13 protein-coding genes, 1 tRNA gene and 1 pseudogene are annotated in these 12836 nt (G+C 58.2%); 6 read left to right on the forward strand and 9 right to left on the reverse strand.

What is annotated here, in order from left to right; all coding sequences use genetic code 11:
* Positions 1-76 precede the first annotated feature (76 nt).
* The 4 genes from CIT39_RS09035 to CIT39_RS09050 are packed head-to-tail and all read right to left on the reverse strand — an operon-like array spanning position 77 to position 3565.
* Positions 77-658 carry an NUDIX hydrolase gene (locus CIT39_RS09035; RefSeq protein ID WP_094975650.1) on the reverse strand — a complete coding sequence of 194 codons (582 nt, stop codon included), beginning with the start codon at positions 656-658 and terminating at the stop codon, positions 77-79.
* 8 nt (positions 659-666) lie between these two features.
* Positions 667-1128 carry a GNAT family acetyltransferase gene (locus tag CIT39_RS09040; RefSeq protein WP_094975649.1) on the reverse strand — a complete coding sequence of 154 codons (462 nt, stop codon included), beginning with the start codon at positions 1126-1128 and terminating at the stop codon, positions 667-669.
* Positions 1125-2552, reverse strand: a complete 1428-nt coding sequence (locus tag CIT39_RS09045; protein ID WP_094975648.1) for an FAD-binding oxidoreductase — start codon at positions 2550-2552, stop codon at positions 1125-1127. The genes CIT39_RS09040 and CIT39_RS09045 overlap by 4 nt, the downstream gene beginning before the upstream one ends.
* A gap of 23 nt (positions 2553-2575) precedes the next feature.
* Complete coding sequence (locus CIT39_RS09050; protein ID WP_148667293.1) at positions 2576-3565, reverse strand: L-threonylcarbamoyladenylate synthase; 990 nt, start codon at positions 3563-3565, stop codon at positions 2576-2578.
* 68 nt (positions 3566-3633) lie between these two features.
* Between CIT39_RS09050 and CIT39_RS09055 the strand changes: the two genes are divergently transcribed.
* Positions 3634-3710, forward strand: a tRNA-Pro gene (locus CIT39_RS09055).
* Between the two features lie 219 nt (positions 3711-3929).
* Here CIT39_RS09055 and CIT39_RS09060 read toward each other — a convergent pair.
* Positions 3930-4445, reverse strand: a pseudogene (locus tag CIT39_RS09060) (site-specific integrase); the annotation flags it as partial.
* A 9-nt stretch (positions 4446-4454) separates the two neighbouring features.
* On the opposite strand from CIT39_RS09060, the gene CIT39_RS09065 reads away from it, so the two are divergent.
* The 4 genes from CIT39_RS09065 to CIT39_RS09080 all read left to right on the forward strand — a co-directional run bounded on the left by CIT39_RS09065 (position 4455) and on the right by CIT39_RS09080 (position 7815).
* Entirely contained in the window at positions 4455-4754 is a 300-nt protein-coding gene (locus CIT39_RS09065) for a hypothetical protein (RefSeq protein WP_334273097.1), read from the forward strand.
* A 442-nt stretch (positions 4755-5196) separates the two neighbouring features.
* Positions 5197-5895 (forward strand): hypothetical protein, encoded by a 699-nt coding sequence (locus CIT39_RS09070; RefSeq protein WP_148667294.1) that lies wholly within the window; start codon positions 5197-5199, stop codon positions 5893-5895.
* Between the two features lie 205 nt (positions 5896-6100).
* Positions 6101-6880 (forward strand): ParB/RepB/Spo0J family partition protein, encoded by a 780-nt coding sequence (locus CIT39_RS09075; protein ID WP_094975645.1) that lies wholly within the window; start codon positions 6101-6103, stop codon positions 6878-6880.
* A gap of 122 nt (positions 6881-7002) precedes the next feature.
* The gene (locus CIT39_RS09080) at positions 7003-7815 is read left to right on the forward strand and encodes a hypothetical protein (RefSeq protein ID WP_148667295.1); all 813 of its coding nucleotides are present in this window, start codon (positions 7003-7005) and stop codon (positions 7813-7815) included.
* On the opposite strand, the gene CIT39_RS09085 is transcribed toward CIT39_RS09080, so the two are convergent.
* Positions 7795-9483 (reverse strand): DUF927 domain-containing protein, encoded by a 1689-nt coding sequence (locus CIT39_RS09085; RefSeq protein ID WP_094975643.1) that lies wholly within the window; start codon positions 9481-9483, stop codon positions 7795-7797. The genes CIT39_RS09080 and CIT39_RS09085 overlap by 21 nt on opposite strands.
* A 1097-nt stretch (positions 9484-10580) precedes the next feature.
* Positions 10581-11462, reverse strand: a complete 882-nt coding sequence (locus CIT39_RS09090) for a dienelactone hydrolase family protein (RefSeq protein ID WP_094975642.1) — start codon at positions 11460-11462, stop codon at positions 10581-10583.
* Positions 11463-11629: 167 nt separating this feature from the next.
* Here CIT39_RS09090 and CIT39_RS09095 point away from each other — a divergent pair, with 167 nt between their 5' ends.
* Complete coding sequence (locus CIT39_RS09095) at positions 11630-11779, forward strand: helix-turn-helix domain-containing protein (RefSeq protein WP_244607548.1); 150 nt, start codon at positions 11630-11632, stop codon at positions 11777-11779.
* A gap of 8 nt (positions 11780-11787) precedes the next feature.
* Here the strand turns inward: CIT39_RS09095 and CIT39_RS09100 are convergent, their stop codons facing one another.
* Together CIT39_RS09100 and CIT39_RS09105 are read right to left on the reverse strand one after the other, a co-directional pair.
* Positions 11788-12120 carry a DUF3768 domain-containing protein gene (locus CIT39_RS09100; RefSeq protein WP_094975640.1) on the reverse strand — a complete coding sequence of 111 codons (333 nt, stop codon included), beginning with the start codon at positions 12118-12120 and terminating at the stop codon, positions 11788-11790.
* 92 nt (positions 12121-12212) lie between these two features.
* Complete coding sequence (locus CIT39_RS09105; protein ID WP_109853893.1) at positions 12213-12782, reverse strand: hypothetical protein; 570 nt, start codon at positions 12780-12782, stop codon at positions 12213-12215.
* Positions 12783-12836: the final 54 nt, after the last annotated feature.

Consider the following 12836-nt stretch of genomic DNA (forward strand, 5'->3'; position numbering starts at 1 on the left):
ACAGACTAGAGATAGTCGGCCATGAGCTCAACAGGCCCCGTCGCCGCGCAGGTCAGAATTGCGGATGCGGTGGCGGCTACCGAAACACGTGCAGCGCCACATATTGCAGCAGCATGATCGCCTTGGCGTCGACGATGCGGCCGTCGGCGATCATCGCCAGCGCTTCGTCGATCGAGAGCTCCAGGACCTCGATGTCCTCGCCCTCGTGTTCCAGGCCGCCGCCGTCGCTGACGCGCATCGAAGGTTCGTATTCGGCGACGAAGAAATGCAGCTTCTCGGTGATGGCGCCCGGGCTCATGAACGCCTCGAACACCTTGTGGACGTGGTGCAGGCGATAGCCGGTCTCCTCCTCGGCCTCGGCACGGATTCGCACCTCCGGCGAGGCGTCGTCGAGCACGCCTGCCGCCGCTTCGATCAGCAGATCGTCGTAACCGCGGATGAAGGCTGGCAGGCGGAATTGCTTCACCAGGATCACGGTACGCCGTGCGCGATTATACGGCAGCACGGCGGCGGCGTTGTCGCGTTCATAGGTCTCGCGGTGCTGCGTCTGCCACTCGCCGCTCGCGCGCCGGTACTCGAACGTGGTGGTCTTCAGCGTGGTCCAGCCGTCCGAGAGCACGCGGACGTCCTTGATGCGGACGCGGTCGGAAATGGTCATGCTTGATCTCAGCTGCTGGGCGTGGTTTCGCGGCCGTCGAGCCACTTCTGGAACATCACCGAGGTGGATTCCTCGAACCCCAGCGACTGGTAGAACGCATTGGCCTGCGCATTCTCGCGGCGGACCAGGAGCTGCAGCTTCGAAATTTCGGCGGCGCGCAGCCAGTCCTCAGCCGCCGCCATCATGACGCGGCCATGGCCGCGCTTGCGGCCGTCCGGGTCGACCGCGACGTAATAGACCCAGCCGCGGTGGCCGTCATGGCCGACCATCACGGTCGCCACGATGGCGCCGGCGTCGCGGCCGATCAGCACGGTGGAATTGTCGCGCCGGCGCGCCAGGGCGATGTCGGCATGCGGATCGTTCCACGGACGGGTCAGGCCGCAGCGCTGCCACAGCGCGACGACCTTCTCGACATCGGCGTCGGTGATGGCATCGATTGCGAGCGGAGCAGGCGAGACCGACGCGCTCACAGCACCTTGCCCGGATTCATGATGCCGTGCGGATCGAGCATCGCCTTGATCGCGCGCATCAGCTCGATCGCGGTCTTGTCCTTGACCTCGGGCAGTTCGTCGCGCTTGAGCACGCCGATGCCGTGCTCGGCGGAGATCGAGCCGCCCATGCGAAGCACGATCTCGAACACCACCGCGTTCACATCGTGCCAGCGCGCCAGATAATCGGCGGTGTTGGCCCCGATCGGCTGGCTGACATTGTAATGCAGATTGCCGTCGCCGAGATGGCCGAACGGCACCGGCCGCGCGCCCGGGATCAGCTTCACCACCGCGGCGTTGGCTTCGTCGATGAACGCGGGCACCGCGGCGATCGGCACCGAGATGTCGTGCTTGATCGAGCCGCCCTCGGGCTTCTGCGCCGCCGACATCTCCTCGCGCAGCTTCCAGAAATTGTTGCGCTGGGTGAGGTTTGCCGCGATCACGGCATCGTCGACGATCTCCTCTTCCATGGCACGGGCCAGGATCGTCTCCAGCGGCGTGCGGGCATCGTCGCCAGGGGACGACAGCTCCATCAGCACGTACCAGGGATGCTTCTCGCCGAGAGGATCGCGCACATCGATGCCGTGCCGGACCGAGAAATCCACCGCCATCTCGGCCAATAGCTCAAAACTCGTCAGCGTATTGGCGGCCTCGCTTTGCGCGATCGCCAGCAGCTTGAGCGCCGCCTCCGGCGATTTCAGCCCGACATAGGCCGTCTCGATCGCCCGCGGCTTCGGAAACAGTTTCAGGGTCGCCGCCGTGATGATGCCGAGCGTGCCTTCGGCTCCGATGAAGAGATTGTGCAGATTGTAGCCGGTGTTGTCCTTCTTCAGCTTCGACAGCACGTTGAGCACGCGCCCGTCGGCGAGCACCACTTCCAGCCCCAGCGCCATCTCGCGCGCGACGCCATAGGCGAGCGCGGCGGTGCCGCCGGCATTGGTGGAGAGATTGCCGCCGATGGTGCAGCTCCCTTCCGCACCTAGCGACAGCGGGAACAGCCGGTCGACGTCGGATGCCTTCGCTTGCGCGATCTGCAGCACCACGCCGGCCTCACACGTCATGGTGTTGGACGCGGTGTCGACCTCGCGGATCTTGTCGAGCCGCCGCAGCGACACCACCACCTCGCCATTGTGCGGGGTCTGCCCGCCGACCAGCCCGGTGTTGCCGCCCTGCGGCACCAGCGCGATTCTGTGCGCGGAGGCGAGCTTGCAGATTTCGGAGACCTCAGCGGTCGAGCCCGGACGCAGCACCAGCGGCGAGCGGCCGTGGAACAGATTGCGCTCCTCGGTGACGTAAGGCTCGATATCGGCTGCATCGGTGATCGCGTGGCGCTCGCCGACGATCTTGCGGAATTGGTCGAGCAGCTCGGGCGCAAGCGGAGGCGTGGCGGATTGATTGATGTTCATTTTCGTGTCTCTTCTCAAGCTTCTTATCGCATGACCGCAGCCCGGCGCAGCCGGTCGTTGATCGCTTCGCCAAGTCCTTGCTCGGGGATCGCCATCACCGCGATCGCCCGCGGCCCTCTCGCATCGAGGTTGCGAAGATAGCCGAACAGATTGGCGGCGGCTTCATCGAGATCGGCGCCGGGCGACAAATTCATGACGGCGACGGCGCCCTCGACGCCGGGAAGGCGCGCCGGTCCGAACGCCAGCAGCGCTTCATCAGGCGCGACGTCCTGCGCGCCAAGCCGCACCTGGGCGCGCGGCGCGTAATGCGAGGCCAGCATGCCCGGCGCCAGCGGCTGGCTGTCGTCATTCTCGGTCTCCGCCGGCGGTCGCGCCAGGGGCGCGCCCAGCACCGCCTCGATCCGCTCGCGCGACAACCCGCCGGGCCGGAGCAGCATGGGCGCGTCGAGGCAGCCGACGATGGTCGATTCGACGCCGACCGTAACAGGCCCGCCGTCGACGATCAGGTCGATCCGGCCCGTCAGGTCGCTCTCGACATGGGCTGCCAGCGTCGGCGAGACGTGGCCGGAGATATTGGCCGACGGCGCCACCACGGCCCCGCCGAAGGCGCGCAGGATCGCCTGCGCCACCGCGTGGGCGGGGATGCGGATCGCGACCGTGTCGAGGCCGGCGGTGGCGAGATCCGCCACCGGGCAGTTGTCCGTCTTCGGCACCACCAGCGTCAGCGGCCCCGGCCAGAACGCTTCCGCGAGGCTCAATGCGCGGGCGTCGAACCGGCCGATCCGGCGCGCGGCCGCAATGTCCGGGACATGGGCGATCAGCGGATTGAAGGCCGGCCGCCCCTTGGCGGCGTAGAGATGGGCGATCGCGGCGGCATTGGCCGCATCCGCCCCGAGCCCGTAGACGGTCTCGGTCGGAAACGCGACCAGCCCGCCGGCGGCCAGCGTGCGGGCCGCAGCCTCGGCGCCGGCGTGGCCTGCCGGTAAAATCAGCGTTTCAAGACCCGTTTTCACAGGGATAAAATTCCTCAGCTCGGCCGCTTGCGGTGCGCCAAACCCGACGCTATAAGCCGGCCTCTTGTCGGAGTGTGGCTCAGCCCGGTAGAGCACTGCGTTCGGGACGCAGGGGTCGCAGGTTCGAATCCTGCCACTCCGACCAGAAATCATTAGGCTTTTTCTTCTGATTTCGATCCTCGGTCAAGTTGACCACCGTTTCGGCCACCGAAACGTACCGGCTCTTTTGGCCAATGGCCGCAGCCGCCCCCTGGAGGAAGTCCGGGTGGTGATGGCCGTAAGTGTCCTGCAGGACCTCGGGTGACATGCCCAGGAACCCTGCAGCCTCCCAGATTGGCACGCCACGCTGCATGAGCCACGTCGCAGCTGTATGGCGCAGGGTGTGGGGTGTGACCCTCCCCGGCAGGTGGGCAAGCCCTACGGCGGTCTTGAAGCCCTTTTTCACTGAAGCTACCGGCTTGCCGTTGAACTCAACAAAGCACTCTGTGATCAGCTTACGGTTCCACCAACGCCGAAGGTGGGTGAGCAGCCGAGGCGGGATGGGGGCTGGCGTCTGTCGCTTCTTTGTCGCACGCTTGCCAATGGCCTTACGATAAAAAATGCCGCGCTCCAGATCCACGTACGAACGCCCAGTTATCGCATATGGCGACGCCGATGCGATCGCGCCTGCCCGAGTGCCAGTGTACAGGCCGATCAAGATAAACCGCGCGATATGACGCAGAGGCCTTCGGTTCGTGGCGACCGGGCCGCCCTTCGAGGTTCCCGAGTGGATCGTCTGCTTCTCGCGATACCTCCAACAATGCCAAAGTAACGCTGCGGCCTCCTTGCGAGTCAGCCATCGGTCGCGGGCCTCACCTTTGAGAGGGAGCGACACTCGCACTATGCCGCGGTGAAATCCTTCCTTTGCGTGGTGATTGATCGCGGCGCGCAGTGTCTCAAGGTCGCGGCGAGCACCACCCGGACTGCCACGATGCTTGGTGTAGCCTGCACAAGTCTGGGCATTAACCTGCGCCAGCTTCTTGCCACCCCAATACTCGTTGAGTCGCTCAATTCGGGCCTCGATCTCGAACTGGTCGCCGGGCTCGCCAATGTCGGTCAGATAAATCGAGAGGACATCAGCACAATCTATGTCCTCAATGTCTTGGCGGCGCCGTTCGGGTTGATACTTACGAGCGATGTACTCTGCTAGGGCTTGCTCTGCTTTTGCTGGCGGCTTTTTTTCAGACGAGCTCGCAACGCATCCTGTGGCGATATGGCGATCTCCGTCTTTGATGATCCAGACGGCTCGGTGGACGAGCTTGCCTTCAGTGTACCGCGCGTTTCGTTTGAATAGTCTGGCTCCTTTGCTTGGACGCGGCATAACTCTCTCATTCGCTCGATATTTTCTAGTGTAGTATAGTCGCGATTTGCAATTCTCTCTACGATCAGTCGACCTCGTCTCGCCTCGCAGCGCAGTCCCGACGCCGTCATGGAGCCGTCTGGAAACGCAATTTGGGCGGCGGTCGTAAGGCGTAGTGGTGCCGTGGAGCAGGGGGCGTCTGTTGGCATGATGTCTGCAAATCTGACGAACGTCTTTGAACTCTGCCGCTATCAAAGCTCAGGCGAATGGCCATAAATAGTTCGGATAAATGATGTCCAGAAATGAGAGCAAGAGAATTTCAAAGGGAGCGTTCCGGAGAGGAGCTGTTGCGGCTGAAATGGCGAGGCGCGCCGCGTTCTACAAAATCGAGCAATCAATATTGCGGTGGACCTTTTCTCGACCGAAGTTGAGGGCTGCCTCTGCAGAAATGGTTTTGAAAATTGATTTCGACGACGAGCACGCGGACTTACTTAAAGAGGTTTTTGAGTTTTGTGGCCTAAGTCCCGAGAACCCCCTTGATTGGCGTTTTCTGATGACAGCCATGGCGCAGGAGATCTTCAAGGCTCCCGGCCGATCAGTTGAATGGAGACAGTCACGCTATTTCGAATTGCTCCAAGATATTCGAGCTCTCCAAGCTAAAGATCCTTCCCTTAAGGCGGCGAGCAAGATCGCAGTACGATTGATGGCTACAAAGCCCTTTAATCGAAAATACAAGAACTTGGAGCTTGGTTACTTTCGTAAGAGGGTGGCAAAGGCTCTTAATCCGAAATTCAATTTGTTCGCTCGAATGAAACCTGGGCAAACCTACGAAAACTTTGTCGGGGCGCTAATGGACACCCAATTCAGTTTGCCATCAGGCTTAGGAGAAGACCTGGTTGAAGCGATCGCCGCTCAAATGTCGAGCGAGCTGACTGATCGTAGTGATTTGGTTCATCATCGAGAGGGCATCAAGCCAAATCGCAAAGTCTAGCTTCGCTGGCCTTTATTCCCCTAGGGTTTTTTTGGCCAGCAATTGCGTTCATATCGGTTCCTGAACAGAGGAGCACCTGATGTGGCTAAATGGCTTACTTCAACTTAATCCTGTCCCGGCGAAACAAGCGTTGTTCTCGCGTCATAAGTCTGCGCAATGGCGAACACTCGCCCAGATCGACCTTGGCAAAACGAGGTAGCGCGCAATGAGCGATGTTCGAACCCCGATTATGATTCCGCTTGCGGACATAAAGCTAGTGCGCACTACGAGGCCGTTGAACGAGAAATATGCTACGCAACTAGTGGCTTCAATACGAAACCACGGAATTCAACATCCAATTCACGTGTACGAACTCAACCAAGGCGGATACGGTGTCGCCGCCGGTCACCATAGATATCGAGCTTACGAAAAGCTGAAGCTTACATCCATTCCAGCGGTCGTGTTACCTCGTGCTGAGGCCCGAGCCTGGAAATGGGTCGAGAACAACGATCGGTACAACATAGATCCACTCACTGAGTCTATCGGCATCGTTGAAAGCGCTCGTGCAACCGAAACCTTGAGCGGCCTCGCTATAGTGACGCCAGTCGGTGGAAAACAGCCGCATGACAAAGGAATCTCGAAGCTAGCCAAAGCAACCGGTAGAAATCGAAAACGCGTCAAAGCTGCATTTGGCCACCATGGTCTTTCATCTCAGGTCAAGGCAAGAATCTATAAACATCCTGATTTGAACAAGAGGGCGATTCTGGACCGTCTCGTCAGTATGGTGACGGAGGCAGATCAGCTTCAATACCTCGACGATCTCGATCGCAAGCACGATGGACCTGATGGGCCCAAGAAATCGCGATCAAAAATGCACTGGGGATTAAGCTATGAGGTTCGCTTGGTAAAGCTGCGGAGGGCTTACAACGCCAGTTCATTCAAATCGGACTTCGAAAGGCAACCTGAGGCCGTTCGCAAAAGGTTCATCCGAGACTGCCTGCGCTAGTGCATGTCGTGATCATGCGAATGGGCCTGAGCCCATGTTTAAGGTCTTCTCGCTCCCTATGCGTCAAGGCGATGCCTCAGTCCAGCAACGGCTGAAGGCCAATGTTCGACTAATAGGTTAAAATGGCGCGATTTCGTCGGAAAAGACCGTTTTGGATAAGAAATAAGCCTGAGCGATGTTTTGACATCGCAGCCTTGCTGCCGCCTGATCTGCCAAAGGGCAAGCGCTTCGAAACAGATCGTGATGCGAAGGCGGAGAGCCTTCGCAGCGAGTTTCTTTTGAATCGATTTGAAAGCGATAACGGTTTTGCGCTGACCCTTTGTGAGTGTCGCGAAGGCGATTACGTCTGCACACGAACATACTGCCCGATTTGTGCGCGCCACTTTCGTCGCTTTTTTGCAAGCGAATTGTTGCGTTTATCCTATGAGTTCGATGACGAAATTATCATCTACACAGTCTTGGTTGCGGCGGCTGTGCGGGGCCAGCTCTCCGCTCTCAGCGTTGCGGCGTGCAAGGATGTGTTGCGCAAGCGGCTGATACGCTCTGGTTTGTGCGATGTGCCTTTGATCGGCGGGGTCGAAGTATTTTATCACACCAACGCGCGTGAGTGGGTTCTTCACGTCAATCTCGCGGTCTTTGGCGGTAGCAGCGGGGCCCATGCACAGTTCGCACATGCTTGCAAAAGGGTAGGGCTATATCGACCGGTGGTAACAGCCAAGCTGACAGATCCACCGCGGCAGCTATCGTACCACCTCAAATTTTCGACGTACCAGCGGCCTTATGCGCAACGTGGCGGCAAGAAATCGGCCGCCACGCCGCTAAACCCGCGTGAGCATTACGAGCTGGTCTGCTGGATGTCCCAGCACCAATTCGCCGATCATGTGTTTCTCTTCAATGCTCGCCGCTACGGGGCTTCAATACGTATCGAGGAATGATGAGGCGCGGAAGGCGTGGACCCACCGGTGACCTCTATTGCCTTTGTCTTTGTAGATGGGCCGTTGAGTGAGGCCGAGCTGCTTCGAAGTATCGAGAGCGCCTTTTTGCACGAGATCGGCCTTGAGTCGCCTCGCCGTAGCTCCCGTGCCGATAATCCGCTTAAGCTGGCTAGACGTGAGATAGAACCAATTCTCGCCCTTGTAGAATTGCCGATAGCCCGGCGCCGGAGCTTGCGCGGGAGTTTCTAGCGTAGGCTTGGCCTCGTCGAGATTCCAAAAGTCGGCGTAATGCCGGAGAAAGTAATCTCGCAAACGGCTCTCGGTGGCAGTCGGACGTGTTGGTCCAGTCGACACCAGGCTATCAAACTGACACGCCAAGATCGCTCGCAAGAGATCGCGTCGGTGCCAGTTTACAATCGCATACTGAATGGCCAGGCAACCGGCGGCATAAACTGTGGCAAATCGAGCTGTGGCCCGTTCGAGTGGCCGCAACCCGTCTTGGGAAGCGCGACGAGTTGCTTTCGTGATATAAGCTAAGCGTCGAGCAGTCAGAAACGTCTTGGCCTCCGAGAGCTGGGAGGGATTTTTGAACAGCTTGCGCACAAACTCGTAGCCCGGCCGACCGAACGTCTTGCGGCAGCGCGTCTTTATTGCGTCAGTTAATTCGGCCCCACCTGCGACGCCGTGCAGGTTCTCATAGACACCAAAATGGCCCTGGCCACGTGGCAGGACGACATCGACGAGACGGCCCCGGTGTTGGTCGTCGATGCTGAGGTTACCTTGTTCAGCCAGCTGATCGAGGGTCAGGTTAGAGGTGCTGAGGAAATAAAATTGCCATGCTGGGACCATTTTGGTCTCGTTGTACCGAGCTTTCTGGCTGCCCTCTGAGAGACGAAAGACGGCTTCAAGGATGGTAGCAGCTGCGTCCTTGGGAGTTCTGCCCGCTAGTCCCGTCTCATCGAGAACAAAGACAGAATGGCAATGAGCACGGGCCGTCTGCTCTAGCTGATTGGTCGTCGTGTTCCAGCTTTCGGCAAACCCTTTGTCTGCCCGCACTGTATCACGGTGACAGCCCCAGATCGAGCCGACGATCATTGCTACAGTGGTCTTGCCAGTTTCGGCCGGGCCAGTGATTTGAAAGCCGCCGTTCCGGGGGCCGTCGACCAGCGGCAAAATCGGACCGGTGAAAGCAAGGCTAGCACCGAACATTAGGCGAGAGTTACCGACACAAAGGTCGCCGATTTGTTCGTTCCATCTCTTTAGCGAGCCACGGCAACGGTACTTAGAGAGCATCTGGGGATCGAGAGTCGACAGGGCGCTCTCGACTCTGTGCGGCCGGTGTCCGGTGATGGAGCGAGGGCGGACATAAAAGGTGCTATGGAAGCCCAAGCGGGAGACGACCGAAAACTGATCATTGTTCTTGTGCCTGTATCGCTCCAACTGTTCGAGTACGACGCGCTGCGATGACGGTCGTATTAGCAAATAGCCTGTCTCAGCAAGGTCGGTGAAAATTCGATTCTTATCCAGAAGGTCGACGGCGGAATAGAGCGGCAACTTCCTACGCGAACCTGTAATGTCGACCTTGTAGTATCGCTGGCCCAAATCATCCAACCCGTGGCCGATGATCTTGATCTTGGGGTGAGCGCGTACTTGGGAGGGCTTTGTCATGACTTGCGAACTCCGTTGTTTTTACGGAATCCGTTTACAAGTTCACATTATCACACGCGTTCGGGTGATGGAGCAAAGATTGCTGCAATCGGCTGTCAGTGAGAAATGTCTCCTAAAACGCACGTTACATCGTTAAATGGGCCTGTTGGGGTCGCAATCGAGCTAAGGCCAGTGCAAAACGTAGAACACTGCAAATTTGATAAGCCGCAATCTTTAACAAACGGACGTGCAACGATGTGAATCTGTGAGAGCTCACGCTTATGGTGCTTACAGCAGTGTTACCCAGGTTAATGCCATTGAGCCAGGCCTGTTTTGATAATGGCAACTTCAGCTTATCGATTGCTTGTGTGCCGTCCGGCGACCGCAGGCCGTTTTTTGCTGCGAAGGGTGGGCGCGTGGCGCACCCTTCTGAGCGTGAAAGTATCGAGCAGCTTGGCGACTATCCGGCTCGTGCCCTACTAAGAGACGGCGCGTTCTAACTACAATCGGCTTTCGGGCCATCCTCCGATTTGTGCAACGGGGCGCATCATTGACACGGAGGGGTGGAGCGTTCGGCGGCTTTGTAGGGCCGCCAGGAGGCTCAAAATCGCTCACGTATTGTCGGTGGGAAACAGATCGTCTGCGATTATACGCAGCATCCTTGGCGCAACCACTTACGCCAGCGCGATCTTTGAGGAAGCTGACGAACGTTTTCGTTGGAACGTCCGAATGGTAGGCAAATTCCAATACCCTAACCCAGCGACTATATTGCTTTCGCCCCGCGTCTGGATGGGTTGATTGCACCAAGACCCATGCGGCACGATGCGCATTTCGTCCTTCGATCCCAAACTTCCGCGACAGGCGGCGCGTCAGCTTCTTTGATTTCCCGAATACCCGCCATCTTCGATAAAGGGAGTAAAGTACCGTCAAATAACTGTACAAAGGTCCGGCTCGACGAGCCCTCATAGAACGCCGGATCTGTATAGCTTGTTGTATGCTCCGCCAGTCATCCGCGGGAAACTGCCGCGGGCAGCCCGTCAGGGTACAATCGTCCAGATACATTCTTCTTGCCTCTGACTGTTACGGCAAGAAATTAGCCTTTGAATTGCGACGCGGTGCTAATTGATCGTCCCGCCCGCAAGGACGAGAAGGACCGATTTAAGGGTGCCTTCCGCGGCCGCCCGGTTGTAGCCTATGTGGTAACCGTGAAAGAGATGGGCTGGGACCCTGTCCTCGTAGGCGTGGTAGGCATCCTTCCAGACTGTGGCCCTCGCCGGTACTTTGCGAGCTGTCAAAACAGCTTCAAGGCATAGCTTAGGGCTGGCTGCCTCATCTTTCTCAGCCAGGTGGAGGTAGACAGGTGCGTAGAATCGGACGCTCTTCATGTACAGGCACGATGGCTGCATCGCAAATCCACTAGCGAATTTGTTCTCGTGCAATCGCCCAATTATCTCGTTCATGATAATCAGCGTCGTCGTGGCGCCGTTGCTGCGTCCAAGAACGTAGACTTGCTGCTGCTTGGCCAATCCCTTGGTGATCAGGTAATCTAAGGCCACGTAAGCGTCATCGGCACGCCGACGAGCCCATCCAAGTTGGCTGGGGTCACTGCAAATGCCATCTGGTCCTAAACCACGTGTCGAAAAGCTATCGAGCGCTAAGACGCCGTAGCCTGCTGCTGACAATCTGGTTCCGTAGTCCTGGACCCAGGCTTTGACCGCCGCATTCATGCCACTGCAGCCATGAAGCATGACGATAAATGGGGCAGGAATTTTGCCACTCTTCGGCAGCATCAGCTGGGCCGATAATTCGCCATCTTGCTGGACTCTGCCCCGCTCTTCGACAGTGCCATTCATAAAGTTCTCGGTCCAGCCATCGATATAGTCGTTGCCCGGTACCCAAGGCGCCGACCCGTTGGACGGAGACCATTTCATTCGAACAGTCTCTGATGTTGCTGCAGTCGCGAAAAGCAATTGGACAAGTATCAAAACGATTGCGCGCATGTAAATCTCCCGATCTTCGCTGCAACTCTGTTGGGAAAAGACAAAATGCCCGTCATATGGACTATAATCCCTAGAGACTATATGCCCGGTTGTGTTCCATCCTGCAAATGCAGGATTGGCGCGTCATTGTTGGGAGGAACGTCCGCCGTCTCCGGCAACAGCGGCTAATGACCCAAGAAAAGCTAGCATTTGAGTCGGACCTCGATCTCACCTACATCGGTGGGATAGAAAGGGGGCGACGAAATCCCAGTCTTCTAGCAATGGCCAGGATTGCCGACGCCCTTTCGGTGCCGCTGGTAAAGCTACTGTCGGATTAGCAGCTCGGCTAGTATTCGTCCGCCAACATCAATGTCATCACCCGCTCCGTTACTGCTGGATCCGCCGGGTTTGGTGAGTGATAGGTGAGCGTCTTGTCGTAATAATCGATTTTGAAAAAGACCCGAACGCCTTCAAATTCAAAGGCGCCGAAATCATGCTCTTCGTGTGGATCATTCGCGTTACAAAAGTCGTCAAATACTGCGAGTGTTTTCACGAGGCGTTGCACTGCAGCCGAACCCATCGCGGCAATGCCTGGTGTTATCACGGCGCCGCCGCCTAGGAGGTTCTGTCGAAGGTCATCATTGAGCGCACGAATGCGTTCCCTGTCATTGTCTGACATGGTTGAACTCCAAAGTGTGATTTGAGGATTTTGGAAAGGGTGGCTCGAAGAGCGTCGAGTCCGGGCGGTCGGCCGAACTCGACGAGGCTGTCTTACGAGGCTGTAGCTGGACCGGGATTGACCAGGGCGACAGCATGAATGTGTCGGGTTGCTCGGGGCGCCTTCGGGAAATCACGGTATCTCAAGGTGAGGATTTCGCCGTCTCGGTTCTCGACGACAGTCTCCCACCAGCCGTCTTCGGCGCTCTCGTGGATGAGAACCATATGGCCGACACCGATCTCGTCCCAGCTTCTAGGTAGTCCCGCAGTGATGGGGGAGACGCATGGTACGCTAGGGGTCGTTCCGGTAGACGCAGGCGATTCCGTCGAATTCTCCTTTTCGAGGCGCCGGGCATTCTCGCCTTTCGTCAAAAGAAGCTTGTCGTAGAGCGCTTTTCGAATATTCGGGATGAAGGTGCGGCCGCTAGCATAAAGTCGGCCGACCGGCAGCTTCATACCGTGCGGTACGAAGTCGTCTGGGGCTGGATGGAGGACCCAGCAATTCATGTCGAGCGCAGCACGAACGATTTCATCGCGCAGCTCGGAGAATCTTGCCCCCCGAGGCTTTCCACTTTCATCAAGCCCAAAGACGAAAAGCGGTGTCGCGTCGATTGCCTTTGTCATGCTCGCCTCCCTCAAAAGCAGAAGGGGCCCGATGGGGCCCCTTGCTCTGCGACT

The organism is Bradyrhizobium symbiodeficiens (assembly GCF_002266465.3).
Taxonomy (GTDB): domain Bacteria; phylum Pseudomonadota; class Alphaproteobacteria; order Rhizobiales; family Xanthobacteraceae; genus Bradyrhizobium; species Bradyrhizobium symbiodeficiens.

Excerpts from the sequence above, each read along its gene's own strand:
- CIT39_RS09045 (WP_094975648.1), bottom strand. The coding sequence starts at position 2,552 with ATGAACATCAATCAATCCGCCACGCCTCCGCTTGCGCCCGAGCTGCTC.
- CIT39_RS09075 (WP_094975645.1), top strand. The coding sequence starts at position 6,101 with ATGAGCGATGTTCGAACCCCGATTATGATTCCGCTTGCGGACATAAAG.
- CIT39_RS09105 (WP_109853893.1), bottom strand. The coding sequence starts at position 12,782 with ATGACAAAGGCAATCGACGCGACACCGCTTTTCGTCTTTGGGCTTGAT.
- CIT39_RS09095 (WP_244607548.1), top strand. The coding sequence starts at position 11,630 with ATGACCCAAGAAAAGCTAGCATTTGAGTCGGACCTCGATCTCACCTAC.
- CIT39_RS09080 (WP_148667295.1), top strand. The coding sequence starts at position 7,003 with ATGGCGCGATTTCGTCGGAAAAGACCGTTTTGGATAAGAAATAAGCCT.
- CIT39_RS09035 (WP_094975650.1), bottom strand. The coding sequence starts at position 658 with ATGACCATTTCCGACCGCGTCCGCATCAAGGACGTCCGCGTGCTCTCG.
- CIT39_RS09090 (WP_094975642.1), bottom strand. The coding sequence starts at position 11,462 with ATGCGCGCAATCGTTTTGATACTTGTCCAATTGCTTTTCGCGACTGCA.
- CIT39_RS09070 (WP_148667294.1), top strand. The coding sequence starts at position 5,197 with ATGTCCAGAAATGAGAGCAAGAGAATTTCAAAGGGAGCGTTCCGGAGA.
- CIT39_RS09100 (WP_094975640.1), bottom strand. The coding sequence starts at position 12,120 with ATGTCAGACAATGACAGGGAACGCATTCGTGCGCTCAATGATGACCTT.
- CIT39_RS09085 (WP_094975643.1), bottom strand. The coding sequence starts at position 9,483 with ATGACAAAGCCCTCCCAAGTACGCGCTCACCCCAAGATCAAGATCATC.